27 protein-coding genes and 1 pseudogene are annotated in these 23,826 nt (G+C 60.2%); 17 read left to right on the top strand and 11 right to left on the bottom strand.

The window, feature by feature from the left end:
* Positions 1-9: 9 nt before the first annotated feature.
* Positions 10-291, bottom strand: a complete 282-nt coding sequence (locus tag TU73_RS07525; RefSeq protein WP_057011674.1) for a hypothetical protein — start codon at positions 289-291, stop codon at positions 10-12.
* Between TU73_RS07525 and TU73_RS29470 the strand changes: the two genes are divergently transcribed.
* The 3 genes from TU73_RS29470 (at position 290) to TU73_RS07515 (ending at position 2,575) form a co-directional block, all read left to right on the top strand.
* Positions 290-412, top strand: coding sequence for a hypothetical protein (locus tag TU73_RS29470; protein WP_269458223.1), 123 nt, complete (start codon positions 290-292; stop codon positions 410-412). The genes TU73_RS07525 and TU73_RS29470 overlap by 2 nt on opposite strands.
* A 170-nt stretch (positions 413-582) precedes the next feature.
* Positions 583-1,257 (top strand): response regulator transcription factor, encoded by a 675-nt coding sequence (locus tag TU73_RS07520; RefSeq protein ID WP_057011673.1) that lies wholly within the window; start codon positions 583-585, stop codon positions 1,255-1,257.
* Complete coding sequence (locus TU73_RS07515; RefSeq protein WP_057011672.1) at positions 1,250-2,575, top strand: sensor histidine kinase; 1,326 nt, start codon at positions 1,250-1,252, stop codon at positions 2,573-2,575. The genes TU73_RS07520 and TU73_RS07515 overlap by 8 nt, the downstream gene beginning before the upstream one ends.
* A 30-nt stretch (positions 2,576-2,605) precedes the next feature.
* Here TU73_RS07515 and TU73_RS07510 read toward each other — a convergent pair whose 3' ends face one another.
* The gene (locus tag TU73_RS07510) at positions 2,606-3,262 is read right to left on the bottom strand and encodes a TetR/AcrR family transcriptional regulator (protein WP_057011671.1); all 657 of its coding nucleotides are present in this window, start codon (positions 3,260-3,262) and stop codon (positions 2,606-2,608) included.
* 121 nt (positions 3,263-3,383) lie between these two features.
* Here TU73_RS07510 and TU73_RS07505 point away from each other — a divergent pair, with 121 nt between their 5' ends.
* Positions 3,384-4,601: an MFS transporter gene (locus tag TU73_RS07505; protein WP_057011670.1), complete on the top strand. Its 1,218-nt coding sequence runs from the start codon at positions 3,384-3,386 to the stop codon at positions 4,599-4,601.
* Between the two features lie 12 nt (positions 4,602-4,613).
* On the opposite strand, the gene TU73_RS07500 is transcribed toward TU73_RS07505, so the two are convergent.
* Entirely contained in the window at positions 4,614-5,054 is a 441-nt protein-coding gene (locus TU73_RS07500) for a hotdog fold domain-containing protein (protein WP_057011669.1), read from the bottom strand.
* A gap of 134 nt (positions 5,055-5,188) precedes the next feature.
* On the opposite strand from TU73_RS07500, the gene TU73_RS07495 reads away from it, so the two are divergent.
* From TU73_RS07495 to TU73_RS07475, 5 genes are all read left to right on the top strand, one after another.
* Positions 5,189-5,806, top strand: a complete 618-nt coding sequence (locus tag TU73_RS07495) for a TetR/AcrR family transcriptional regulator (RefSeq protein WP_057011668.1) — start codon at positions 5,189-5,191, stop codon at positions 5,804-5,806.
* Positions 5,807-6,334: 528 nt separating this feature from the next.
* The gene (locus TU73_RS07490; RefSeq protein ID WP_057011667.1) at positions 6,335-7,546 is read left to right on the top strand and encodes a YeeE/YedE family protein; all 1,212 of its coding nucleotides are present in this window, start codon (positions 6,335-6,337) and stop codon (positions 7,544-7,546) included.
* Positions 7,536-8,069, top strand: coding sequence for a GNAT family N-acetyltransferase (locus TU73_RS07485; protein ID WP_057011666.1), 534 nt, complete (start codon positions 7,536-7,538; stop codon positions 8,067-8,069). The genes TU73_RS07490 and TU73_RS07485 overlap by 11 nt, the downstream gene beginning before the upstream one ends.
* A gap of 90 nt (positions 8,070-8,159) precedes the next feature.
* Positions 8,160-8,702 (top strand): cysteine hydrolase family protein, encoded by a 543-nt coding sequence (locus TU73_RS07480; RefSeq protein ID WP_057011665.1) that lies wholly within the window; start codon positions 8,160-8,162, stop codon positions 8,700-8,702.
* Positions 8,703-8,706: 4 nt separating this feature from the next.
* The gene (locus TU73_RS07475; protein WP_057011664.1) at positions 8,707-9,702 is read left to right on the top strand and encodes a GlxA family transcriptional regulator; all 996 of its coding nucleotides are present in this window, start codon (positions 8,707-8,709) and stop codon (positions 9,700-9,702) included.
* Here the strand turns inward: TU73_RS07475 and TU73_RS28130 are convergent.
* Positions 9,674-9,844: a DUF2986 domain-containing protein gene (locus TU73_RS28130; protein WP_082642558.1), complete on the bottom strand. Its 171-nt coding sequence runs from the start codon at positions 9,842-9,844 to the stop codon at positions 9,674-9,676. The two genes, TU73_RS07475 and TU73_RS28130, sit on opposite strands and share 29 nt — an antisense overlap.
* A 153-nt stretch (positions 9,845-9,997) precedes the next feature.
* On the opposite strand from TU73_RS28130, the gene panB reads away from it, so the two are divergent.
* Positions 9,998-10,813 (top strand): 3-methyl-2-oxobutanoate hydroxymethyltransferase, encoded by an 816-nt coding sequence (gene panB / locus TU73_RS07470; protein ID WP_057011663.1) that lies wholly within the window; start codon positions 9,998-10,000, stop codon positions 10,811-10,813.
* Here the strand turns inward: panB and TU73_RS07465 are convergent.
* From TU73_RS07465 to TU73_RS07450, 4 genes are all read right to left on the bottom strand, one after another.
* Entirely contained in the window at positions 10,801-12,195 is a 1,395-nt protein-coding gene (locus TU73_RS07465; RefSeq protein WP_057011662.1) for an aminotransferase-like domain-containing protein, read from the bottom strand. The genes panB and TU73_RS07465 overlap by 13 nt on opposite strands.
* Positions 12,196-12,218: 23 nt before the next feature.
* On the bottom strand, positions 12,219-13,247 hold the full coding sequence (locus TU73_RS07460; protein WP_057011661.1) for an alpha/beta hydrolase family protein: 1,029 nt from the start codon (positions 13,245-13,247) through the stop codon (positions 12,219-12,221).
* A gap of 176 nt (positions 13,248-13,423) precedes the next feature.
* Positions 13,424-13,729, bottom strand: a complete 306-nt coding sequence (locus TU73_RS07455; RefSeq protein WP_057011660.1) for a DUF6124 family protein — start codon at positions 13,727-13,729, stop codon at positions 13,424-13,426.
* Positions 13,730-14,065: 336 nt separating this feature from the next.
* Positions 14,066-14,677 carry a DapH/DapD/GlmU-related protein gene (locus TU73_RS07450; protein ID WP_057011659.1) on the bottom strand — a complete coding sequence of 204 codons (612 nt, stop codon included), beginning with the start codon at positions 14,675-14,677 and terminating at the stop codon, positions 14,066-14,068.
* Positions 14,678-14,892: 215 nt separating this feature from the next.
* Between TU73_RS07450 and TU73_RS07445 the strand changes: the two genes are divergently transcribed.
* From TU73_RS07445 to TU73_RS07430, 4 genes and pseudogenes are all read left to right on the top strand, one after another.
* Entirely contained in the window at positions 14,893-15,195 is a 303-nt protein-coding gene (locus TU73_RS07445) for a type II toxin-antitoxin system RelE/ParE family toxin (protein WP_057011658.1), read from the top strand.
* Between the two features lie 31 nt (positions 15,196-15,226).
* On the top strand, positions 15,227-15,571 hold the full coding sequence (locus TU73_RS07440) for an addiction module antidote protein (RefSeq protein ID WP_231984774.1): 345 nt from the start codon (positions 15,227-15,229) through the stop codon (positions 15,569-15,571).
* 323 nt (positions 15,572-15,894) lie between these two features.
* Complete coding sequence (locus TU73_RS07435) at positions 15,895-16,530, top strand: lytic polysaccharide monooxygenase auxiliary activity family 9 protein (RefSeq protein ID WP_054921583.1); 636 nt, start codon at positions 15,895-15,897, stop codon at positions 16,528-16,530.
* 40 nt (positions 16,531-16,570) lie between these two features.
* A pseudogene (locus TU73_RS07430) lies at positions 16,571-17,572 on the top strand (chitinase); the annotation flags it as partial.
* A gap of 196 nt (positions 17,573-17,768) precedes the next feature.
* On the opposite strand, the gene gudD reads toward TU73_RS07430, so the two are convergent.
* Both gudD and TU73_RS07420 read right to left on the bottom strand, forming a co-directional pair.
* Entirely contained in the window at positions 17,769-19,094 is a 1,326-nt protein-coding gene (gudD, locus tag TU73_RS07425) for a glucarate dehydratase (RefSeq protein ID WP_057011655.1), read from the bottom strand.
* Between the two features lie 20 nt (positions 19,095-19,114).
* Positions 19,115-20,476 carry an MFS transporter gene (locus TU73_RS07420; protein ID WP_057011925.1) on the bottom strand — a complete coding sequence of 454 codons (1,362 nt, stop codon included), beginning with the start codon at positions 20,474-20,476 and terminating at the stop codon, positions 19,115-19,117.
* A 336-nt stretch (positions 20,477-20,812) separates the two neighbouring features.
* Between TU73_RS07420 and TU73_RS07415 the strand changes: the two genes are divergently transcribed.
* From TU73_RS07415 to TU73_RS07405, 3 genes are all read left to right on the top strand, one after another.
* Positions 20,813-21,526: a FadR/GntR family transcriptional regulator gene (locus tag TU73_RS07415; RefSeq protein ID WP_057011654.1), complete on the top strand. Its 714-nt coding sequence runs from the start codon at positions 20,813-20,815 to the stop codon at positions 21,524-21,526.
* Positions 21,527-21,536: 10 nt separating this feature from the next.
* The gene (locus TU73_RS07410) at positions 21,537-22,232 is read left to right on the top strand and encodes a tRNA (adenine(22)-N(1))-methyltransferase (protein ID WP_057011653.1); all 696 of its coding nucleotides are present in this window, start codon (positions 21,537-21,539) and stop codon (positions 22,230-22,232) included.
* Between the two features lie 66 nt (positions 22,233-22,298).
* Positions 22,299-22,925 carry a glutathione S-transferase family protein gene (locus TU73_RS07405; protein ID WP_057011652.1) on the top strand — a complete coding sequence of 209 codons (627 nt, stop codon included), beginning with the start codon at positions 22,299-22,301 and terminating at the stop codon, positions 22,923-22,925.
* Between the two features lie 422 nt (positions 22,926-23,347).
* On the opposite strand, the gene TU73_RS07400 is transcribed toward TU73_RS07405, so the two are convergent.
* Positions 23,348-23,826 (bottom strand): integrase core domain-containing protein (locus TU73_RS07400; RefSeq protein ID WP_156421191.1); only part of this gene is annotated, 479 nt, incomplete at its 5' end.

The raw sequence follows: 23,826 nt of genomic DNA, 5'->3' as shown, positions 1-23,826 counted from the left end.
GTTCGAGCCTTATAGCCGTTGCACCTCATCGACATCCATCGACTCATCCTCCTGCGCGGTATAGCAATGGTCACCACTGCGCCTGTCATCGGGATAGACCATAAAACCACCGCGGCCGTCAGGGCAGTCGGGCAGATACACCGAGGACAGGTCGCGCAGCTCATCAAGGTGCGCATTCAAGCGTGCGATATAGATACCCATCGACACCGCCACGCAGACAATCAGCACCACGCAGGCGACCAACTGGCTGGCATAGCTGGCGCCAGTCTCATCACGACGCACGGGCGACATGACACGACCCTGTCTGCTCAACGTTCTGGCCAACCAGAAACCAGGCATTGCCGCCCATGCGTACCAACTGAGTTTGCTGTGGAAGGATACCCACCATCAGCGCGAAGAAAAGCACGGCTAACAGCGCCCCTTTGATCATCGAATACAGGTTCATGACGGTGACGAGCTCTGGATAAGAAGAGCCTTAGCCTAAGCAGCGCGGGGTTAACATCAGGTAAACATCGCGGGAAACAGCCCGACTTCCGTTATCCTTCAAACCGCTGCGCACTACCTGCCCGAGGGTTTTTTTCCGTGCATATTCATCTGCTGCTGGTCGAGGACAACCTGGATCTGGCCATCACCGTCATCGAGTACCTGGAGATCAGCGGCATCGTCTGCGACCACGCCACTAATGGCCAGGCAGGGCTTAACCTGGCGCTCAACCAGCACTACGACGTCATTCTGCTGGACATCATGCTGCCACGACTGGACGGCCAGCAGGTGTGCGCAGGGTTGCGCCAGCAAGGCATCCAGACCCCCATCCTGATGCTGACCTCGCTGGACGCGTTGCCGGACAAACTCGCCAGTTTTTCCGCAGGAGCCGATGACTATCTGGTCAAGCCGTTCGAACTCGCCGAACTGGTGGCACGGATTCGCGCCTTGAGCCTGCGGCGCAGCGGCCAGACCAGCCGTCTGCAAGTGGACGACCTGATCATGGACCTGACCACCCGCAAAGTCAGCCGGGCAGGGCAGGTATTGCATCTGTCACCCATCTGCTGGGCCTTGCTGGAGCACTTGATGCGCGCCAGTCCCGAGCCTGTTCCCCGGGAGCGGTTGGAAAGCAAAATCTGGGGCGATGAGCCGCCCGACAGCAATACCCTCAAAGTGCACATGCACCGGCTGCGCAAGGCGGTAGACAAACCTTTCAGTCGGCCCTTGATCCACACCCTCCCTGGGGTCGGTATTCAGGTAAAACCTTATGCGTAACGGCCTGAGTTTGAGATGGGTGATCAGTGGCAGCTTCCTGTTGCTGATTGCCGTGGTGTTGGTGATCTACAGCAAGCTGCTGCCTGAATTCACGGTGCGCGGCCTGTTCTATACCGCCAGTGCGATGATGGAGGAGGAAGCCCAGTATTTTGTCAGGCACTACAAGCAAAACCCGGCCACGTCGACGCCGCACAATTACTTCTATACCAGCGTGATCGGCAAGGAGGCTTTGCCGAAGGACGTGCGCGAGTTGCTGAATGCACCGCCGAGCCTGTCCTTCGGCGCGGTGAATATCTTCGGCGATCTCTACGCGGATGATGACGATGCACCGTTTCATATCATTCTCGAACAGCCCCTGGGTGACGGCAAAACCCTCTACATGTATGACATCGACCACGATAAGGAAGCTGGGGGTGAGGTCGAGACGCCGCTGTCCGACGCCTACTATGATCAGGTACTGGAAAGCATCAAGCTCATCAGCCTGGCGGTATTCGTGCCGGCGTTGATCATCATCGCGTTGTTGGTGTGGTGGTTGGTGCGTCCGCTGGGACGCCTGATCCAATGGTCCAGCACCCTGAAAAATCCTGATGCCCTGGCCAGCGAGCGGCCGGGTTTTAACTTCAAGGAATTCAATCGGCTGGCCGACGCCCTGGCCAACAGTGTTGAACAAGTGCAGGCCGCCAGCCAGCGAGAAGGCCGCCTGTTGCGCTACACCAGCCATGAACTGCGAACGCCCCTGGCGGTGCTCAAGGCCAATATAGAACTGCTGGCCCTGCAATCCGGCGGGGTCCTGCCTCCCTCCTTGCAGCGTATAGAACGCTCTGTGCTGAATATGCAGCTTATCGCCGAGACATTACTGTGGATGAGTCGCGAGCACGCCGAATCGCTGCCGGAGGAAGACGTTAACTTGAGCGAAGTGGTCGGCGAACTGATTGAGAAGCACCGCTACCTGATCGGTAACCGGGATATCGAGCTGAGCATCGACATCCACGACGAACCTTGCCGACTGCCCCCTACCGCGTGCCGCATCGTGATCGGCAACTTCCTGCGCAATGCACTGCAATACGCGGAAGAGGGCGCAGTAGATATCAGCTTCAAATACCCTCGGCTGGTGATTGCCAATCACATCAGGGAGGTCAAGCCGCGCCAGGAATCCGACGACTATGGCTATGGCCTTGGTTTGCAGTTGATGCGGCAATTGTGCGCAAAGCTGAACTGGCAGATTGCCGTGATCCGCGAGCAGCAACGGTTCACCGTCATCCTCGATTTCACCAGCGTGATGCCGAGCGCTGCAAATGTGGGAGGGGGCATCAAATAGACGGTGGGATGGTGTTCGTCCTGACGGCTGTCATTTTTGCAACAGCGCTGGCGTGCCGTGAGGAATGGGCGCTGCCGTAGATGCCGCGATGTCCCAGGTCAACAGCAGATGATTGATCGCCGCATCGATCTGTTCATGGGGCGTGTCATCCCGCGCCTGAATCGACACGCCCTGCAAGAAGCAATCGAACACGGTCGCCATCGTCTCAACATTCAGCGTGTCCGGCAACTGGCCGGCCTGGACCGCCCGCTGCACACACGCGACGATCCCCGCCCGGGTTCGCGCCCGGGATTGGGTCAGCGCATCCACCACCCGCGCATGCTCCGGGCTCGGCGCGCTCATCACCCCCAGTGTCACCATGCAGCCCTTGGGGTGGGCATCGTCGCATTGCATGCGCGCTGACTGGCGCAATGCGGTCTCGACGGCCCGGCGTGGCGGCAGGCTTTCATCCCACAGGCATTCGGTGACTTGGGCGTAGGTTGCCAGGTAGCGCTGCACGCACTCATCGAACAGTGCTTCCTTGGAACCGAACGCGGCGTAGAAACTTGGTGCGGAAATCCCGCCACCCAGGCCCGTCTTGAGTTGGGCAAGGGAGGTGGCGTCGTAGCCGTGCTGCCAGAACAGGTGCATGGCCTGTTCAACGGCCTGTTCTCGGTCGAAGCTGCGGGGGCGGCCCATTTGCGCCATGACGGCAATCCTCTTGGGGAGATGAGATAAATACTAGTCGATACATAAGTCGTTGACAATGCGAGGCCAGGTCCCGCAACATTTGTATCGATCAGTATTTAAGTCCGCCAAGGAGTTTTCCATGACACCCTCTCTCAGCCTCTCGGCGTCGTCCGAACGCCTGCCCATCGGCGCGTTGCTCGCCCTGGCCATGACCGGTTTCATCTGCATCGTCACCGAAACCCTGCCGGCCGGGCTGTTGCCCTTGATCAGCGCTGGCTTGGGCATTTCGCCGTCCATGGCCGGGCAGATGGTCACCGCCTATGCGCTGGGCTCGGTGCTGGCGGTGATCCCCATGACCATCGCTACCCGTGGCTGGCGCCGGCGCAATGTGCTGTTGCTGACCATCGTTGGTTTTTTGTTGTTCAACTCCATCACCGCGTGGTCGTCTCACTATGGCGTGACCCTGGTGGCGCGCTTCTTTGCCGGCGTTTCGGCAGGGTTGGCCTGGAGCCTGCTGGCCGGTTATGCGCGGCGCATGGTCGCGCCCCAGCAACAAGGCAAAGCTCTGGCCTTGGCGATGGTCGGCACGCCGATTGCGCTGTCACTGGGCGTGCCGCTGGGCACCTGGCTCGGTGGCCTGGTGGGTTGGCGTACCACCTTCGGCCTGATGTCGGCGCTGACGCTAGGGCTGATCGTGTGGGTGCTGGTGAAGGTCCCTGACTACCCACCACAGCCTGCGCATCAGCGCGTATCCCTTGGCAAGGTACTGACCACGCCCGGCGTGCGCCCGGTGCTGGCGGTCGTCATCAGTTGGATGCTGGCCCACAACATTCTGTACACCTACATCGCGCCATTCGTGGCGCGGGCTGGCTTGGCGGAGAGGGTCGACCTGGTGCTGCTGGTGTTCGGCGTTGCGGCGTTGGCTGGCATCTGGCTGACGGCGCGTTTGGTCGAGCCGATGCTGCGCAAAACCGTGTTGGCCAGCCTGGGAACATTTGCGGCGATCTGTGTGGCGTTCGGCCTGTTAGGCAGCCAGCCGGCAGTGGTCTACCTCGGCGTGGCGATATGGGGCCTGAGCTTTGGCGGCGCCGCCACCTTGCTGCAAACCGCCCTGGCCGATGCCGCCGGTGACGGCGCGGATGTAGCGCTGTCACTGAACGTAGTGGCGTGGAACAGTGCGATAGCCGGCAGTGGCGCGATCGGCGGGGTGCTGCTGGAACGCTGGGGCGTGGCCGCGTTTCCGTGGGCGATGCTGGTGTTGATCATCCTCGCGTTGCTGATCGCCTGGACGGCGCATGCCCATGGTTTCAAGCCGGGACGGCGGTCTGCCAATGGGCCTGCGGTGGCGGGGCACTGAACGGCCGAGTACTTAAGCGAGTTTCACATTCATGGTGATGTGGGCGGTGAACACCTTGATGCCGCCCGCATCGAAGATCTCTACCGGCACGATCTTGTCCCCCGCGGTCTGCCAATCGATGGCGCTGCCGTCGGCAACGGCGCGGATATCGGTTTTCGCCTTGGCCAGGTATTCCACGCTCATGCCCTTGGGAATCCAGCGTGCGCCAGGGGGGATCGACGCGTCCGTCATCATGCCGCCGGCCAGTTCAGCGGCGTTGCACAGCGCGATGGCGTGCACCGAGGCCAGGTGATTGGTGATTTCCTTGCGAAACGGCACGGTCACCACCGCGTGGTTGGGCTTCAGCTCAGCGATTTGCGGCGTGATCGTGCTGAAGTAGGGGGCCATTTGACAGGCCAGGTTGCTGAATGCGGCGGGGCCGACGCTATTGAACATGCTCAGGGCTTGGCTCATAGGAGTATCCTCAAAAGTGGCTTGCAGAATAATATTCTGTAACGGAACAATATTCCGTTATTTCCTTGTCTGTCAACCAAGCTTTCTCTGGCGGTCGCTCAACCTATAAACTGTTTTTATTTGGCGTCCCCCCCATGCACTCCATCGATCTTATAGAGCGCACCTTTCCCGGCAGGCGCAGCGACCTCAAGCGCACCATCCTGCGTGAAGCGCTGGCGTGTTTTAACGAGGCGGGTATCGAAGCGACCAATATCGAAACCATCCGTGCGCGCTGTGATACCAGCGTCGGCGCTATCTATCACCACTTCGGCAATAAAGAGGGCTTGGTGGCGGCGCTGTTCTTCGCTGCGCTGCAAGACCAGGCCAGTTTGCGTGATCGCTACCTGCAAGCGGCGGATACCGCCCACGCAGGGGTCGTCGGGCTGGTGTACAGCTACGTGGAATGGGTGAGCGCACAGCCGGACTGGGCGCGGTTCGTGTTTCAAAGCCGCTTTGCCGTCTCCAGCGGCCCGTTCAAGGACGAGCTGCTTGCGCGCAATAAACAGCGTAACCAACAGTTGAAGGAGTGGATGAGCGGGGAAGGGCGCAAGGAGCATTTCAGCCACTTGCCTGCCGAGCTGATCCCTTCGCTGATCATTGGCGCGGCGGAAAGTTACTCGCGTGCGTGGTTGTCGGCGAAGGTCAAAAAAAGTCCATTTGAATATCGCGAACTGCTGGCTGAAGCAGCGTGGAAGTCGATCAGCCTGGGTTAGTCAATCCTCCTCATCCCCTGTGGGAGCTGTCGAGCTTCAGCGAGGCTGCGAAAGCGGTGGTTCAGACGATGAAGAGGTCGCCTGTGCCGCCGCCATCGCAGCCTCGCTGGGGCTCGACAGCTCCCACATTTGGGCGGTGTTGCTGTCGAGGGTTGTGCTTGTCGCGATGGCCCTGCAAAGCGATATCCACATACACCGCCGATCCCCTGTGGGAGCTGTCGAGCTTCAGCGAGGCTGCGAAGGCGGTGGTTCAGGCGATGAAGAGGTTGCCTGTGCCGCCGCCATCGCAGCCTCGCTGGGGCTCGACAGCTCCCACATTTGGGCGGTGTTGCTGTCGAGGGTTGTGCTTGTCGCGATGGCCCTGCAAAGCGATATACCACTTACACCGCCGATCCCCTGTGGGAGCTGTCGAGCTTCAGCGAGGCTGCGAAGGCGGAGGTTCAGGCGATGAGCCTCTTGGCAATGCCACCGCCTGATCAAATTCCGTCTGGGGCTATACTGGCCTCCTTCCAACCAATCGAGATCCCCATGAGCACCTCCCTTTCCCTGACGCCTGCACGCAAGCCTGCCGCGCCACTGATAGCCTTTGTCATCCTGGTGGCGGGCGCCCTGTTCCTGCAAAACATGGTCGGCGCACGCCAGGTGTTGCTGCTGGTTGTCGGCGCCGCACTGGGCCTGACGCTGTACCACGCCGCCTTCGGTTTCACCTCGGCCTGGCGCGTATTTATCAATGACCGGCGTGGCGCTGGCTTGCGTGCGCAGATGGTGATGCTGGCGGTGGCGGTGGTGCTGTTTTTCCCGGCGCTCGGGGCGGGCACCTTGTTCGGCCAGCCGGTGGCCGGGCTGGTGGCGCCGGCCGGGGTGTCGGTGGTGTTCGGGGCGTTTATCTTCGGGATCGGCATGCAATTGGGCGGCGGCTGTGCATCGGGCACTTTGTTCACCGTGGGCGGCGGCAATGCGCGCATGCTGGTGACGCTGCTGTTCTTTATCTGTGGTTCGTTGATCGCCACCCATCATGTCGATTGGTGGTTTGCGTTGCCGTCGTTCCCCGCGGTGTCCATCGTCAAGAGTTTCGGTGTATTGCCGGCGTTGGTCCTGAGCCTGGCGCTGTTTGCGTTGATTGCGCTGGTCACGGTGCGCCTGGAAAAACGCCGCCATGGCCAGCTTGAACAAGGCGTGCACAGCGAGCACCAAGGCCTGAGGCGCTTCCTGCGTGGGCCTTGGCCGTTGGTGTGGGGCGCCATTGGCCTGGCATTGCTCAACTACGCCACCCTGGCCCTGGCCGGGCGGCCGTGGGGCATTACCTCGGCGTTCGCGCTGTGGGGCGCCAAGGCGGCGAGTGGGCTGGGCGTGGATGTGGCGAGTTGGGCGTTCTGGCAGATGCCGGGCAATGCCAAGGCGCTGGCCGCGCCGGTATGGGAAGACATTACCAGCGTCATGGATATCGGCATTGTTCTCGGCGCGCTGCTGGCTGCTGGCCTGGCCGGGCGTTTCGCGCCCAGCCTGAATATTCCGGCGCGCTCGTTGATTGCGGCTGTGATCGGCGGCCTGATGCTCGGTTATGGTTCGCGCCTGGCCTACGGCTGCAACATCGGCGCCTATTTCAGCGGCATCGCTTCGGGCAGCCTGCATGGTTGGGTGTGGCTGGTGGCGGCATTTATCGGCAACAGCGTAGGCGTGCGTCTGCGCCCGTTTTTCTTTGCGGGCGAACGGCCCCAGGTGGCCTTGAGTGGGTGCTGAGCGGCCCGCCCACCTTCGCTTGGCGCGCACGGAGGATGCCGGGCTATTGCCCGCCATCGAGCGCTCTGCCGCCCAAGCGTTCCGGGCAATCGAGGGGCTGGGCTGGCTGGCGGATGCCGCGCCGATCAGCGTCGAGCGCCATCGGCAATGGATCGCCTTGATGACCTGTTGGGTAGTGGTTGATGAACACGGCCAGCCCCAAGGCTTCCTCAGCGCAGAGTCTGTCGGTGACGACTTGCATATCCATGAAGTGTCGGTGGCCCAGCCGCTGCAAGGCCAAGGCTGGGGCCGCAAGTTGATGGAAACGGCGATGGGCCATGCACGTGCTCGGCACCTGCAGGCGGTGACGCTGACCACTTTCCTGCAGGTACCGTGGAATGCCCCGTTCTATCGGCGCCTGGGCTTTGAGCCCTATACCGATCAGCGTCTGGAAAATCTCCTGGCGGATGAGTATGCCCATGGTTTCGAACCTGGTAGCCGATGCGCCATGGCCTGGTCGGTAGCATGTCCGAATCCGTCCTGAAGTAGTCCGTCGCGTGTCTGTCGTGCGAAGTGTGTTGTCCATACCCTGGCTGCATCGTTCAGCCACTGATACAAGCCACAAGGACAACCCATGAGCCGTAAAGCCCTGATCGTGATCGACGCCCAGCATTCGTTCCGGCATTCAACCTATTGGTCCGAAAATGACCTGCCCGATTATCTGGAAAAACAGCAGGCCCTCATTGATGGTTGTGTTCAGCAGGGCATCCCGGTGATACAAGTCTTCCATGTTGAAGACCAGGGGCATTTCTCCATGCAATCGGGCAACGTCAGGGCATTGAGCGAGTTGTCGATCAATCCGCAGTTGGTGATCCACAAGCGCTACCACAGTGCCTTTGCCGGTACGCCACTGGCTGCTCGCCTGACGGAGATGGGCGTCACCACGCTGATCATCAGCGGCATTCGCACCGAGCAATGCTGCGAGACCACCACGCGGCAGGCTTCGGACAGCGGCTTTACGGTGGATTTTGTCAGCGAGGCGACGCTGACCTTCCCGATGACCCATGTGCATAGCGGCCGGGTCTACACGCCGGCTGAGATTCGCCAACGCACGGAGCTGGTCCTGGATGACCGATTCGCGCGCATTGTGACGGTCGCCCAGGCCCTGGCGGGGTGAGTCAATGAGCGTGCCGGTGCTGTTCGTGCTATTGCCAAACGTGCTGATGCTCGACCTGGCAGGGCCTGCCGAAGTGCTGCGCCTGGCCGCGCAAGTCGATGATCCGGCAGCTGTGGATTTCGACTTGCAGTACGCCAGTCCGGTGACGTCACTGCACACGTCCATCGGCTTGCCACTGACAGGGTTGGCGCCACTGCCACCGACCCTGGCCCCCGGCACTCTGGTGGTATTGGTGGGTTCCACGATGAAGGTCGACAAGGCGCACCAGCAAGCTTTCGAGTCGGCCAGCAACCACCTGACCCAATGGCTGCAAAGCGTCTTCGCGCCCTCGGCGGAACGCCTGGTGTGCGTATGCGCCGGCGCATTGAGTGCCGCCAGGGCCGGGTTGCTCGATGGGCGCCAATGCACCACGCACCACTCGTTGTGCGCCACTTTGCAAGCCATGGCGCCCAAGGCTCGGGTGCTGGAAAACCGCCTGTACGTGACCGATGGCCCGGTCAGTTGCAGCGCCGGTGTCACGGCCGGTATCGACCTGATGCTGCACCTGGTTGCCGAGCTGGCCGGACCACGGCTGGCCTGTGCCGTGGCGCGGGACATGGTGGTGTACCTGCGCCGCAGCGGCAGCGACCCGCAGTTGTCACCCTGGATAACCGGGCGTAATCACCTGCACCCGGCGGTGCATCGGGTGCAGGACGCCATCGCCGCAGCGCCCTGTGAGGCCTGGACCGTAACTCGCATGGCGGCCCTGGCCTGTACCGGCAGCCGCCACCTGGGGCGCTTGTTCCAGGAGCACGTAGGAATCAGCCCGCTGGATTACCTGCACCGCCTGCGTCTGGCCGTGGCCCGCGAATTGCTGACCGAATCTGACCTGGCCATAGAAACTGTCGCCGAGCGCGCAGGCTTTGGTTCGGCGCGGCATCTACGGCGTATCTGGGGCAAATATGAAGCGGCCACCCCTTCAGCGGTGCGCCTTATTCAGCAGGCGTCTCGGGGGACGTGACAGGGCTTTCATCGGCCTCGGTCTCCAGCTTCAAACGGTCGGCCTTGCTGATGTATTTATCTTTGCTTTTGGGCGCCAGCTTGGCACTGGCCTTTTTGGCTTTGGCCTTGAAGAGTTGCTGGAGTTTTTTCTGGCGGTTCATGTCGCGGTGCCTGAGAGGGAAAGGCGCGGATGATACCAGTTTCAACAAATGTGACTGGGCCCTGGGTCGCTTTTTAGCGGCCATCTGTGCATTGAACGGGGCTGGGTTTTACCAATAATCAGGTCGGGTATCCAGCGCAAACGGAAGCCCCCGATGAGTATCCATACCCGCACTAAACGCACCACCATCCCCCAACTGGTTGCCATGAAGGGCCAGCAGAAAATCGTCTCCCTCACCGCGTATTCCAGCGCTATCGCCAAGCTGATCGATCCGATTGTCGACTTCATCCTGATCGGTGACTCCACCGCCATGGTCGGCTATGGCCGCGCCTCGACCTTGAGCATGCAGCTCGAAGAAATCATCGGCCACACCCGGGCGGTGGTCGACAGTACCCGTTTGGCCTGTGTGATCGCCGATATGCCGTTTGGCAGTTACCAGGAATCCCATGAGCAGGCGTTTCGCAATTGTGCCCAGGTGCTGGCGCGTACCGGTTGCGATGCGGTCAAGTTGGAGGCCAACCAGGCGTTGGCGAGCACAGTCGAGTTTCTGGTGGCACGGGGTATTCCGGTGATGGCCCATGTGGGGCTGATGCCGCAGTTTGTCAATGTGATGGGTGGGTTCAAGGCCCAGGGGCTTACGCCTGAAACCGCCGCAGTGATTGCGGCAGATGCCCGCGCCAATCTGGAGGCCGGTGCTTTCAGCCTGCTGCTGGAGGGCGTGGCCGAGGGCGTGGCGCGCCAGATCACCCTGGACTCAAGCAAACCCACGATTGGTATCGGTGCATCGCCGGCATGTGACGGCCAGGTGCTTGTTACCGAGGACGTGCTGGGCCTGGGCGGCGGCGCGACGCCGCGCTTCGTCAAGCAATATGCGGATGTCGGTGCGGTGATTCGTGATGCCTGCGAGCGTTTTGCCGACGATGTGCGCCACGGGCGTTTTCCCGAAGACCGGCACTGCTATGGGCTTTGACGCAGCGCCTGGGCCAGTTGCTTGACAGCCTGGGCAATGTCCTTGCTCCAGTCGAGTGTGTAGCTCAGGCGCAGGTGATGAGACCAGGCGCCTTGCTGGCTGAACAGCTCGCCGGGGGCGATGACGACACGCTGGCTTAGCAAGTGCGCGAACACTTGGCGCATCTGCACGGGGCGTGTGGCCTCCAGCCAAAAGCTTGCGCCACCGTGGGGGGCGACCACGCGCCATAGGTCATCGCCATGGGTGTGCAGCAAGGCTTTGAGCTGCGTCATGCGCTCCAGCAACAGTGCCCGCAACGCCTTCAGGTGAGCGTCGAGACGTTGGGTCGTGAACAGCCTGGCAATGGCTTTCTGGCGGATCGGCGAGAGGCGAAAACCGCGCTCCAGAAACAGCCGCTGCAACGGCGCCCCGGCATTGCGACACAGCACATAGCCGTAGGGCGCCTCCGAGCCGATGACTTTGTCGAAGGTCGAAAACACCAGCAGTTTCTGCGGGTCGGCATAGTCACGATAACGCTCCGGTTGCGGGCCAAAGTACAGCTCGCCGTAGGTATCGTTTTCGAACAGCCAGATATCGCGCTTGGCTAACCACTGGCAGATCTGCTTTTTGTCCTGTGGCGGTACCACGCCGCCCTGGGGCATATTCACCGTCGACGACAACACCGCCAGACGGATCGGCTCACGCTTGAGCAGCGCATCCAAAGCGTCCAGGTCGAAACGTCCATCCGCGCCGAGCGGCATCTCGATCACGCGGATCTTCGCCGCCTGTAATTGCCGCAGGATCGCCCACGAACAGGGGGACTCCACCAGCGCGAGCGTGCCGGCCAGTTCCAGGGCATTGAGCGAGACCTCCAACACACTGTGCAGGTCCGAGCCGATATAGACCTGGTCGGCCTGCCAGTAGTGCTCCGTGGAGCGGCTGTAACGTTCGGCCAACGCGGCGCGCAACTCGGGCTCGCCCATTGGCAGATACAGCGGCGCCAGTGAGCGCGGGTACTGCCGGGTCAGTTCACGCTCCAGCATCAACAAAGGCTGCTCCAGCGACAGCAGCATCGCTGGCGCGTCGCTGCTCAGGGCCAGCATGCCGGGTTGGCGTGCGTTGGCGAAGACCTGGTCGAGCAAAGGGGATGAACTTTGGGAGAGCGCGGGAGCCGGGCTCGGCTTGATGAAATACCCCAGCTTGGGCCTGGCCTGGATCCGCCCTTCGTCTTCGAGTAATGCATAGGCGTACTTGGTGGTCGACACCGACACGCCCAGGCGCTGGGCCAGTTCGCGCAGGGACGGCAATTTACGTGCGCCGTCGGCAGGGCAGGCCTCGATCAACTCGATGAGGTAGCGGTACACCGCCTGATAAGCGAAGGTGGATGATTTGCCGCTATTCATCGCCGTGGTCCTGGATTAATGGTTCAGCGTGCCAGGAACTCGCTGATTAACGTGATCACCTGCTGCTGAATCACAGGGCGTGGCCGCGCATCCTCGCCGTCCTGGCAAATAATGCCATCGCCGGGCACATCGGCGTCGAGGATCGCCGCCGCGCCCGGTTTGCATTGGGACATAAAACTGAAATGGCTGGCGTCGCGGATCTCCACGTACTGCGTCGAGGCTTTTGGCAGCCGCTTGGCCATGTCGGCCGATTCCATTTGCGCCGGCAAATCCGCTGATGGCGCGCCGGCGGCGATCACCAGTGCGGGCACCGGCAGCGCCGCCAGGCTCGCATCGGTAAACCCGCGCGACAGGCCCAGGTCCAAAGACACCACGGCGCTGACACGTTTGTCGCTCAAATCGGCGGCCACTTGCTCCTTCCCGTTCGGAGCGCCTTCAGGGTTCATCTCGCGGTAGGCGGTACAGGCGACCAGCGTCGGATGGGCGCTGCAGTCCCGTGCAAACAGCGCCGGATCAAAACGTGCACCGGCCGTCTCCATCACCGTCCAGCCCCCCAGGGAATGACCCACCAGAGCGATCCGGCCGTTATCCACCGCACCGAATGGCTCGGGCTGCGCCAGCAGCGCATCGATGGCCCGGCTCAGATCCCTGGGCCGCTGCCATAACTGCGCAGCGGCCTGGGCGCTGCGATCCTGGCTGGTAGTGCCCGGGTGGTTGACCGCCGCCACGATATAACCCTGCTGCGCCAATGCACTGGCCAGCCACGCCTGTTTGCCCCAATTGCCACCGTAGCCGTGGGAGAGCACCACCAAAGGATGCTTACCTGGCGTCGGCGCCGCATCCGCAACCGCCAGCACGCCGATGAACACCACATTGTCGGCGATGAGCTTGGGTTTGGCAGTGGCGGCGGCGGGGTACCACACAGCCATTTCCAACGGGCGGTTGTTAAGGGTGTCGGGCAGGGTGGTGGTTTGGAAACCGATGGGGTCGTCAGCGGCGAATGCGGGAGCGGTCAGGCACATCAGCAGCAGAGCGGCGAGGCGGGCTTTCATGCTTTTTTCGTCCTTGAAAGGGAGGGCGCAGCATGACCTGAAACGGCCGGTTCAGGTAGAGGGTCCAAGAGAAAGGGCGCCCGCCAGGCTCCGAGGGCCTGACCGGCGCCTAGGCGCTGCCGAGTCGTCGTGAAGTCGATCATGACGACGCGGCGGTCTACCCGATGGCTGCAAGACTAGCTAACCGTTGAAGCACTTTCCCTCGCCATCAATTTGTCCACCAACAAAACCCCCAATTCACTCAGTTGATGAATCGCCAACGCGACATCGCGCTGTTTGCCTGTCAGTTCATCCGACAGGTCAAGCAATAACGCTGTCACCGAGGAAAAGGTTTCGTAGCTGTTGGCGATGAGCATTTCGTTGCTGGCGTCGTCGGCAACGCTGAACAGCGGTGAGGGAGGTGGTTCGGCGTGGCTGTTAAGGGATGCGTGATCAAGCTTGAGGTTTGGATCGTTTGGAGGGTTAGGTGTGAATTTATACATGTGTGTTGTACCTGTTTTAGGGCCAACACCTCTTCGCTACTAAACGAAAGGGTGGCGGCTGTACGCAGGTTAGTAGACCGGGGAAACACACAAAGCCGGCGCGCCCGAGGGCGCCCTGCGCACAGCCACCATCAAGCACAGACAAGAACATCTGATCGATGAGGCTCATGCACTTTATGTTGTCACTCGGGCTACTAAACCCGATCACTGAGTTGTCAGCGACCGAGCCACCTTAGAGACACCCATCCAAGCGCACAAGCCGGCGGATTCTGACGCAACTGTAGGCAACGGAGCAAGGTGGTGCAGCGCGCTGTAGGACATGTCTACAGGTTGTCGCTATTCGTAGGCGAACTGGTCAATCAACCCCAAGCGCGGAACATGGCTGTTTGGCTCTAACATTGCGCCTGGAGCAATGACGGCATTCGCGCCGATTTTGCAGCCGTCGCCTACCAAGGCACCAAATTTGTTTACCCCTGTCTCGATCACATTGTCTGCATAGCGAATCTTGATAGCCGCCCCATCCAGTTCGTTACGGTAATTGGCGATGATCGCCCCGGCTTCAATATTGACGCCTTCGCCTATCAACGAGTCGCCGACAAAATTGAAGTGCGCCAGCTTGCTCGCGGCAAGCATGAAGGTGCTTTTCAGTTCGCAGCTTGGGCCCACGATGCAATTTTTGCCCAGATAAACGCCGCCACGCAGATAGGCGCCTGCGGCTACGAATGAGCCTTCACCGATGATGATTGGCCCCTTCAGCACAGCGCCTTCTTCGACAATGGCGCTTTCGTGGATGGCACAATTTCCGTGGCGTCGGTAGCCCGTGCCCAGGCGTGACAGTAAGGCCATAACCTGGTTTTCGCAGTCTTGAGACACCCGCCAGGCGGCAGGCTGCGTCAGGCCAAGGGAGGGCCATTGAGCAATGAATGTACTGATCTCAGGTAGCTTCATGGAGAGCGCTTCCGATGTTGGGGTGGGAGGGTAGAGCCCGCTGCCCCTCGGCTCGATGCCCGATCAGGTGCTCTGGATGCAGGGGACACAAGCGCTAATAGTAATGCTCGGCTGCCTGCGCGGGGGCTGGACTAGGATTTTTTCTTGCGGTGCGCGCCGCCATTAAAAATTCACTGGCATCTACAAGGAGTAGCCAGTAGGCTACATGTGACTCTGTGACCAATACGATCGGCAGGACGCCTGAGTTCGATACATGGCTCGACGGTATGAAGGATGTCTGGGGGAAAACGGCTGTGCTGGTCCGCCTGGATCGAGCCGAAGAAAACAACTTTGGCGATTGCCAGCCTGTAGGCGATGGCTTGAGTGAAATGCGTGTGTTTGTCGGGCCCGGTTACAGGATTTACTTTGTGCGCACGGGCATCACCGCTTACCTGATGTTGTGGGGGAGCGATAAAACCGACCAGAAACGAGGAATCAAGCGGGCAAAAGAGGTTCTCGATGCCCTGAGAGGTCAATGACATGAGTAAGTCGACATTCAAACCAGAGGACATGCCGATCCTCGAGCTGGATACATCCGGCACCAGCGCCTATGAGGCTTCACGCTTCCTTGATAGCCCGCAAGCCATCAGTGCCTATCTTGCGCAAAGCATGGCGTGCCATGACCCGCAAGTCCTTATGAAGGCGCTGGCCGAGGTTGCCAAGGCCCAGGGTGTGAACAAGGTTGCCGAAGCGGCGGGGGTGAATCGGGAGAGCCTGTATAAAACCCTGAAAGGCGGCTCAAAGACGCGATATGAGACGGTCCAGAAGCTGATGTTGGCATTAGGGGTGGAACTGACGGTGCAACCGATTGCCGCGACCGCAATTAAAAAAACGGTCGTCATTGGCAAAACTTGATGAACCAAAAACAGGACGGTTTATTTGATTGAAAATAGATACGTCCCTTTTTGTCGACAGAGCGCCCATCCCTTACGAACGGGATAAAGCCATTTACGAGAGAAGGCGTGTTGATGTGCGCCTGGTCTTGTAGGAAATCGACCTCTGGCAGCGTAAGGTTTTCTCCATGATACTGGTTATATATCCAGTATTTGCAGGTCGGCGCGCTCATGAAACGAAAATGAGTGAAAAGTGGGCCTGTGGCAAAAAAAAGCCACTCCGTTAGGTTGAGGTCCTCTCCTTCAAGAAAGGAGAGTTCTTAATCAAATCAATGGAGTCATAACATGAACAAACCACAAACCCAGACACCTCTTCGCCATGGTCGTGTCACATCCCCTTCCAGTCGTGGCGCAGTCGCCGTGGATCTCGGCCTGCTGGAGACCTGGCAGGTCAATGAAATGGAGGGCGGCAAGAACTTCCCGGCACTGACGGCCGGTCCGTTCCCGGCGCCTTATCAAACCGACAGTGACAGCGTCACCCCACCCGCCGATGGCTTCATTCTCAGCGGCGGCAAGACCGATGCCCGTGACTGCATCAACTTCACCCACGAGGAAATGGCCAAGAAACTTGGCCGCGCCTTCACCTGGCCGTTGCTCAATGTCGAGCCGGGCCAGACCTTCAAAGTCACCTGGGCATACACCGCGCCGCACACCACCCGTGGCTATCGCTGGCTGATCACCAAGGATGGCTGGGATCCGAAACAGCGCATCACCCGCGCACAACTGGAAACCCAGCCGTTTGCCGAAGACTTCTATGCCCAGGTGCCGTACTACAGCCATGCAGGCGAACTGAAGGCCAAGGTCAATCATGAAGTGAAACTGCCGGCCAACAAAAAGGGCCAGCACGTGATTGTATTGATGTGGATCGTCGCCAACACCGGCAACGCCTTCTATCAAGCATTCGACGTGGACTTCAAATAAGCCCGCACCATTAAACCCACAGGTTCTGAAGGATTAGAACATGTCAAATATCGACTTTACCTCACTGCAATCGCCACTGAACGATGCCGCTTCGCTGATGCCGAGCATTGCCGGCAAAAAGATCCTCATGGGCTTCTGGCACAACTGGCCTGCCGGCCCGAGCGACGGCTACCAGCGTGGTCAGTTCGCCAATATGAGCCTGGCGGATGTCCCAAAGGATTACAACGTGGTGGCCGTGGCCTTCATGAAGGGCAACGGTATCCCAACCTTCAAGCCGTACAACCTGTCGGACGCCGAGTTCCGTCGTCAGGTGGGCGTGCTGAACAGCCAGGGCAGGGCGGTGCTGATTTCCCTTGGCGGCGCCGATGCACACATCGAACTGCATAAAGGCAACGAACAGCCACTGGCCAACGAAATTATCCGCCTGGTGGAAACCTATGGCTTTGATGGCCTGGATATCGATCTTGAACAGAGCGCGATTGATTTCGCCGACAACAAGACTGTCCTGCCCGCCGCATTGAAATTGGTCAAGGACCACTACGCAGCTCAAGGCAAACACTTCATCATCAGCATGGCGCCGGAGTTTCCGTACCTCACCACAGCCGGCAAATACGTCGGTTACATCCAGGCGCTGGAAGGCTATTACGACTTCATCGCCCCGCAGTATTACAACCAGGGTGGCGACGGTATCTGGGTGCAGGAGGTCAACAACGGCAACGGCGCCTGGATTGCCCAGAACAACGACGCGATGAAAGAGGACTTCCTGTTTTACCTGACCGAAAGCCTGGTGAGCGGAACGCGCGGGTTTACCAAGATCCCGGCAGACAAGTTCGTCATTGGCCTGCCTGCGAACGTCGACGCGGCTGCCACCGGTTATGTGATCAACCCAACAGCCGTAACCCATGCATTCAAGCGTTTGTACGACAAAGGATTGTCGATCAAGGGCCTGATGACCTGGTCGGTGAATTGGGACAACGGGATCAACAAAGACCACGTGCCCTACAACTGGGAATTCAGCCGCCGTTATGGCCCGATGATCAATGGCACTGCTCTCTCTGGCCTGGAGCAGGATGCGGCGGATCTGGAGGTCGCCAATCGGCAGTAGCGCAAAGAGACCTCTGGCAGACGTGCCAGAGGTCAAACAGCTAAGCTTCTGATCTACCTAAAATCTGATGCCTATTTGGGCATCGGATTTTTTGCGTCACGCTCAAATCGCGCTGAGCGTTCATAAAGCCGATTTACCGCACCAAGCAAGGCCGCTTGTTATCAAAGCCCCAACCCGGAATCAAGAACTGCATCGCCACACTGTCATCCCGCGCTCCAAGGCCCATGCCTTTGTACAGCTCATGGGCCTTGGCTACGGCGTCCATATCGATATCCACACCCAGGCCCGGCTTGGCCGGCACCTTTACGTAACCCCCTTCAATCTTCAACGGTTCGCGCGTCAGGCGCTGGCCGTCCTGCCAGATCCAGTGGGTATCGATGGCGGTGATCTCACCCGGGGCGGCGGCGGCCACCTGGGTAAACATCGCCAGGGAAATATCGAAGTGGTTGTTGGAATGTGAGCCCCAGGTCAGGCCCCAGTCGTTGCACATTTGCGCGACGCGCACCGAGCCCTGCATTGTCCAGAAGTGCGGGTCGGCGAGGGGGATGTCCACTGATTGCAACTGGATGGCGTGGCCCATTTCACGCCAGTCGGTGGCGATCATGTTGGTGGCGGTTTTCAGGCCCGTGGCGCGGCGGAATTCAGCCATGACTTCGCGGCCCGAGTAGCCGTTTTCTGCGCCGCAGGGGTCTTCGGCGTAGGCCAGCACATGATGCTGGTCGCGGCACAGGCGGATGGCTTCTTTGAGCGACCATGCACCGTTGGGATCAAGGGTAATGCGCGCATCGGGAAAGCGCTCGGCCAGCGCGGTGACCACTTCGATTTCTGCATCGCCGCTCAATACACCGCCCTTGAGCTTGAAATCGTTGAAGCCATATTTGGCCTTGGCCGCTTCGGCCAGGCGTACCACGGCATCGCTGGTCAGGGCTTTTTCGTGACGCAGGCGGAACCACTCATCATCGGCGTCGGCCTCGTTGCGGTAGGCCAGGTCGGTAGCGTTGCGATCCCCCACATAGAACAGGTAGCCGAGCATTTTCACCGCGTCGCGTTGTTGGCCTTCGCCAAGCAAGGCCGCCACCGGCACTTCGAGAAACTGACCCAGCAGGTCGAGCAGCGCGGCTTCCATGGCGGTAACGGCATGAATGGTGATGCGCAGGTCAAAGGTTTGCAGGCCGCGACCAGCGCTATCCCTCGATGCAAAGGTGCTGCGCATCTGGTTGAGGACGCGCTGGTACTGGCCGATCGGCTGGCCGATCACCAGGCTGCGGGCGTCTTCCAGGGTTTGGCGAATACGTTCGCCGCCGGGCACTTCGCCCACGCCGGTGTGGCCGCTGCTGTCCTTGAGGATGACGATATTGCGTGTGAAGTAGGGGCCGTGGGCGCCGCTGAGGTTCAGCAGCATGCTGTCGTGGCCGGCGACCGGGATGACCTGGAAATGGGTGACTACAGGGGTATTCATGGCAAGGTCCTTATATACGCTCAAAGGGGTTTGCTGATGGCGGCGCCTGAGGGTGCAGCGCTATGTGAGGTCTGCACGACAAAGGGCGACGTCTTGGCGAAAAACACCAGGATGGCCGCGAGCACCGAGGTGCCGGCCAGGCCATACAGCCCGCCCTGGATTGAGCCGGTGGTCTGCTCCAGAAAGCCAAAGGTGGTCGGTGCCACAAAACCGCCCAGGTTGCCGATGGAGTTGATCAGTGCGATCACGGCAGCGGCGATGCGCACATCCAGGTAGCCCTGGGGAATCGGCCAGAACAGCGACGACGCGGACTTGAAGCCGATGGCCGCAAAGCAGATCGCCACGAAGGCGAAGATCGGCCCACCGGTGGTGGACATGAACATCCCGGCCGCTGCGATCAGCAACGCCGCGGCGACCCAGGCCTGCTGGAACTTGAACTTGCCGGACAGCGCGGCGAAGGCATACATGGCGATGATCGAAATCAGCCAGGGGATCGAGTTGAAGAACCCGACCTGCACATCACTCAGGTCACCCATTTTCTTGATGATGCTCGGCAGCCAGAACGTCGCGGCGTAGATCGTCAGTTGAATGCAGAAGTACAGGGCGCAGAACAGCAGGATCTGGCGGTCCTTGAGCAGCTTGCCGATGGTCGGTTTCACCGTGGTCAGGGCTTCGCGTTCGCGCTGCTCCTGGTCGATGGCGTCAACCAGGGCGTCCTGTTCTTCGCGGGTCATCCACTTGGCATCATGGGGCTTGGAATCGAGCCAGAACCATACAAAGAACCCCAGCGCCACCGAAGCCAGGCCCTCGATGGCGAACATCCATTGCCAGCCGTGCAGGCCCAGCCCTTCGATCTGCAGCAACGCCCCCGACAACGGCCCGGAGATCAACGACGCCACCGCCGAACCACTGAGGAAGATGGCGATGGCTTTACCACGCTCCACACCGGGCAACCAGCGGGTGAAATAGTAGATCACCCCCGGGAAAAAGCCCGCTTCCGCCACGCCCAGCAAGAAACGCAGGATGTAGAAGTGGGTTTCGTTCTGGATAAACGCCATCAGCGTGGCGACGATGCCCCAGGTGAACATGATGCGGGTCAGCCAGATACGTGCACCGACTTTTTGCAGCAGCATATTGGACGGCACTTCGAACAGCGCGTAGCCGATGAAGAACAACCCGGCACCAAAGCCGTAGGCCGCCGCGCCGATGCCCAGGTCATGCTCCATGTGCGTACGCACGAAGCCGATATTGACCCGGTCGATGTAGTTGAGGATGAACATGATGACGAACAGTGGCAGCACGTGGCGCTTCACTTTGCTTACGGCGCGGGCGAGTACCGAATCACATTCGGGTGCGGCGGATGCTGGGCTTGAATGGCTCACCATTTGAAAACGTCCCCTGATTGTTTTTATGCGGGTTAGCTGTTTTGTTGACAGACATCATACAAGTGCTTTTCTGGGTATCGCAATGCTTGGGTCAGTGATTTTGTGTTTATAAGGGCTAGGCTCGGGTGCGTATTTTGGTTATTTCTGAGTATTTTATGGGTTTTGACGCTGCGGTGAGAGCGGATTGGTAGGGCGAGGCTTTAAGAGCGAAACAGCTGGTAAAAAGGGCGGGTGGTACCGTTGTCATACAAGTTCAGTGTTTTTTCAGCAATGAGGTGCCCTTTGCGTCCGGAGTGATAAGCTCCCTGCAGCCCAAGCCCGTGGACCGTAACAATGCCCATTGAAAGCACAACACCTGTGCGTAGACGTTCAACCAACCTGGCCCAAGGCGTGGTCGAGTCGCTGACCCAGCGCATCCTGCTGGGGCAACTCAAGCCGGGTGAAAAGCTGCCGTCTGAATCCACCATCGTGCGTGAGCACGGGGTGAGCCGTACCGTGGTGCGCGAAGCGCTGTCCAAGCTGCAGGCATCGGGGCTGGTGGAGACGCGTCACGGCATCGGCACTTTTGTGCTGGAGCAGCACACGCAGCCCGGCTTGCGCCTGCATGTGGACACGGTCGCCAGCGTGCGCAACATGCTCGAATTGCGCCTGGGCCTGGAAGTGCAGGCCGTGGCCCTGGCCGCGCTGCGCAGGAGCGACGCGCAACTGGCCCACATGCGCCAGGCCCTGGATGACTATCAAGCCTCGTTGGCCAACAACGACAGTTGCGTGGAGGAAGACAAGCGCTTTCACCAACTGATCGCCGAGGCCACCGGCAATCGGTTTTTTACCGACATCATGCTGCACCTGGGCAGTGGGATGATCCCGCGCACCCAGGTCAAGGCCGCCGAACGTGGCGGCGCAGATTTTGCCAAGCTGGGGCAACTGGCGAACCTGGAGCATGAGGCGATCTACAATGCGATCAAGCGCCAGGACCCGGACGCTGCACGGGCAGCGATGGTGCTGCACTTGATCAACAGTCGGGATCGATTTTCCGGGCAATCATAAGGAACCACCGTTGAACCAACACACCTTGTCCATGCGCCTCGCGCGCGTGGCAGCCCATGTGCCGGCGGGCGCACGCCTGGCCGATATCGGCTCGGACCACGCCTACCTGCCGGTGGCCTTGATGCGTCGTGGCGCCATTGCGGCGGCCGTTGCGGGGGAAGTGGCCGCTACACCCTTTCACGCCGCCCAGCGTACCGTGAACGATAACGGCCTGGCGCAGCACATCACGGTGCGCCTGGCCGATGGCTTGGCGGCCATCGAGTCGGCCGACGCGATCACCGCCATCAGCCTGTGCGGCATGGGTGGCGAGACCATCCGCGACATCCTCGACAGCGGCAAGGCGCACCTGAACGGCCGCGAACGCCTGATCCTGCAACCCAATGGCGGCGAGCAGCCGCTGCGCCAATGGTTGATGGACAACGGCTACCAGATCCTCCATGAGGAGTTGCTGCGGGAAAACCGCTTCTACTACGAAATCATCGTCGCCGAACGCACCGAGGCGATGACCTATACCGCCGAGCAGCTGTACTTCGGCCCGTTGCAAATGCAGGCGCGTCGCCCGGAATTCCTTGCGAAGTGGCAACGTATATTGCGCGAGAAACGCAAGACATTGGCCAGCCTTGAACAGGCGCGGCAGGTGGTGCCCGAGCAGAAAATGCAGGAGATCGTGCAGCAGGTGCAGTGGATCGATCAGTTGCTCGCCTGAGCCACATCACGGCACTTCACCGCAACCCTGTAGTCTTCTCCTAAATCCCCCAAGGTGTTGCCCGCTATGATCACTGTTCACCACCTCAACAATTCCCGCTCGCAACGTATCCTGTGGGCGCTTGAAGAATTGGGCCTGCCCTACGACATCAAGCGCTACCAGCGCGACGCCAAGACTAACCTGGCGCCGCCTGAACTCAAGGCCATTCACCCCCTGGGCAAATCCCCGGTGATCGAAGACGGCTCTCGTGTGCTGATCGAATCCGCCGCGATCATCGACTACCTCATCCGCCGCCACGGCAACGGCCAACTGCAACCCGACCCGGCCACCGACGCCTACGACAGCTATGTGCAATGGCTGCATTTTGCCGAAGGCTCGGCCATGCTGCCGCTGATGCTCAACCTCTACGTCGGCCGCCTCGGTGAAGCGGGCGCACCGCTGCATCCGCGGATCGAATCGGAACTGGCCAACTACCTCGGCTACCTGAACGACGTGCTGGGGCAGACCCCGTACCTGGTGGGTGACGAGCTCAGCGGCGCGGATATCCAGATGAGCTTTATCGGTGAAGTGGCCCAGGCCCAGGGCAAATTGCAGACGTACCCGAACCTGGCGGCGTGGGTCAAAAAGCTCCAGGAGCGCCCGGCGTACCGCAAGGCGGTCGAGCGGGGCGGGGAATATGCGTTCGCCAAATAGCCAGGCTTGAAGGGTGGGTGGCACACACCTTTTGGTCCATAGAGAACCAATGTGGGAGGGGGCTTGCTCCCGATAGCAGTCTGTCAGTCAGCATTTTTGTTGCTGACCCACCGCTATCGGGGCATGGGTATCTACACAACTTTGGTACGCCGCTGCTCCTCTGGCAAGGGAGCTTGCTGCCTGGCAGCTTATAACTATCTAACTGATACACCGCGAACCAAATGTGGGAGGGGGCTTGCCCCCGATGGCGGCCTGACAGCCGACCAGGATGTTGGATCAGACTGAGTACATATCCGTTATTTGGGCAACGGCCACTTAGGGTTCCGCTTTTACAGCGGGTCACTTTGGAAAAGAGCCCCAAAGTAACCAAAGGGCTCTTGCCCCCGGCGTTTTTCAAGGTAGTTGTCGCGTCAACCGTTCTGCTATGCCGCTTTTTGTTCGGTCTGCTGTTCCCGATCCGGATTCAGCAACACCGTTCCTACCGGTTCCCAGTTACGTGTTTGCCCTGACCACCGTTCAGGTCTTTTCCGGCGCTCCCGCTCATACAGCTCATGGCGCAGTGCCAGGATCTGATGATCTTTCCCTCCATGGCGCTCTGATGGGGTGACGAAGCGGATCCGGCTGTGCCGGTGTTCGCTGTTGTACCACCGCATAAAATCCCTCACCCAAGTCCGTGCAGCGTCCAAGCTGGCGAAGCCTTCCAAGGGCCATTGCGGGCAGTACTTCAGTGTCCTAAACAGTGATTCCGAGTACGGGTTGTCATTGCTCACGCGGGGACGACCGCGAGAAGGCGTGATGCCCAGCTCATACATTTTGCTTAACAGCGTCACCGATTTCATTGGCGCTCCGTTATCAGAGTGCAACACCAAGGGCTCACGCAGGCACTTCTCATTGATCACGC

Origin of the sequence: Pseudomonas libanensis (genome assembly GCF_001439685.1) — a bacterium.
Classification (GTDB): domain Bacteria; phylum Pseudomonadota; class Gammaproteobacteria; order Pseudomonadales; family Pseudomonadaceae; genus Aquipseudomonas; species Aquipseudomonas libanensis.
The sequence above is the reverse complement of the archived record's forward strand: the minus strand, read 5'-3'. Positions and strand labels throughout refer to the sequence as shown.

Coding starts and splice junctions, on each gene's coding strand:
- TU73_RS29470 (WP_269458223.1), top strand. CDS start 290: ATGACACGACCCTGTCTGCTCAACGTTCTGGCCAACCAGAAACCAGGC.
- TU73_RS07525 (WP_057011674.1), bottom strand. CDS start 291: ATGTCGCCCGTGCGTCGTGATGAGACTGGCGCCAGCTATGCCAGCCAG.
- TU73_RS07515 (WP_057011672.1), top strand. CDS start 1,250: ATGCGTAACGGCCTGAGTTTGAGATGGGTGATCAGTGGCAGCTTCCTG.
- TU73_RS07510 (WP_057011671.1), bottom strand. CDS start 3,262: ATGGCGCAAATGGGCCGCCCCCGCAGCTTCGACCGAGAACAGGCCGTT.
- TU73_RS07505 (WP_057011670.1), top strand. CDS start 3,384: ATGACACCCTCTCTCAGCCTCTCGGCGTCGTCCGAACGCCTGCCCATC.
- TU73_RS07500 (WP_057011669.1), bottom strand. CDS start 5,054: ATGAGCCAAGCCCTGAGCATGTTCAATAGCGTCGGCCCCGCCGCATTC.
- TU73_RS07495 (WP_057011668.1), top strand. CDS start 5,189: ATGCACTCCATCGATCTTATAGAGCGCACCTTTCCCGGCAGGCGCAGC.
- TU73_RS07490 (WP_057011667.1), top strand. CDS start 6,335: ATGAGCACCTCCCTTTCCCTGACGCCTGCACGCAAGCCTGCCGCGCCA.
- TU73_RS07480 (WP_057011665.1), top strand. CDS start 8,160: ATGAGCCGTAAAGCCCTGATCGTGATCGACGCCCAGCATTCGTTCCGG.
- TU73_RS07475 (WP_057011664.1), top strand. CDS start 8,707: ATGAGCGTGCCGGTGCTGTTCGTGCTATTGCCAAACGTGCTGATGCTC.
- TU73_RS28130 (WP_082642558.1), bottom strand. CDS start 9,844: ATGAACCGCCAGAAAAAACTCCAGCAACTCTTCAAGGCCAAAGCCAAA.
- panB (WP_057011663.1), top strand. CDS start 9,998: ATGAGTATCCATACCCGCACTAAACGCACCACCATCCCCCAACTGGTT.
- TU73_RS07465 (WP_057011662.1), bottom strand. CDS start 12,195: ATGAATAGCGGCAAATCATCCACCTTCGCTTATCAGGCGGTGTACCGC.
- TU73_RS07460 (WP_057011661.1), bottom strand. CDS start 13,247: ATGAAAGCCCGCCTCGCCGCTCTGCTGCTGATGTGCCTGACCGCTCCC.
- TU73_RS07455 (WP_057011660.1), bottom strand. CDS start 13,729: ATGTATAAATTCACACCTAACCCTCCAAACGATCCAAACCTCAAGCTT.
- TU73_RS07450 (WP_057011659.1), bottom strand. CDS start 14,677: ATGAAGCTACCTGAGATCAGTACATTCATTGCTCAATGGCCCTCCCTT.
- TU73_RS07440 (WP_231984774.1), top strand. CDS start 15,227: ATGCCGATCCTCGAGCTGGATACATCCGGCACCAGCGCCTATGAGGCT.
- TU73_RS07435 (WP_054921583.1), top strand. CDS start 15,895: ATGAACAAACCACAAACCCAGACACCTCTTCGCCATGGTCGTGTCACA.
- gudD (WP_057011655.1), bottom strand. CDS start 19,094: ATGAATACCCCTGTAGTCACCCATTTCCAGGTCATCCCGGTCGCCGGC.
- TU73_RS07415 (WP_057011654.1), top strand. CDS start 20,813: ATGCCCATTGAAAGCACAACACCTGTGCGTAGACGTTCAACCAACCTG.
- TU73_RS07405 (WP_057011652.1), top strand. CDS start 22,299: ATGATCACTGTTCACCACCTCAACAATTCCCGCTCGCAACGTATCCTG.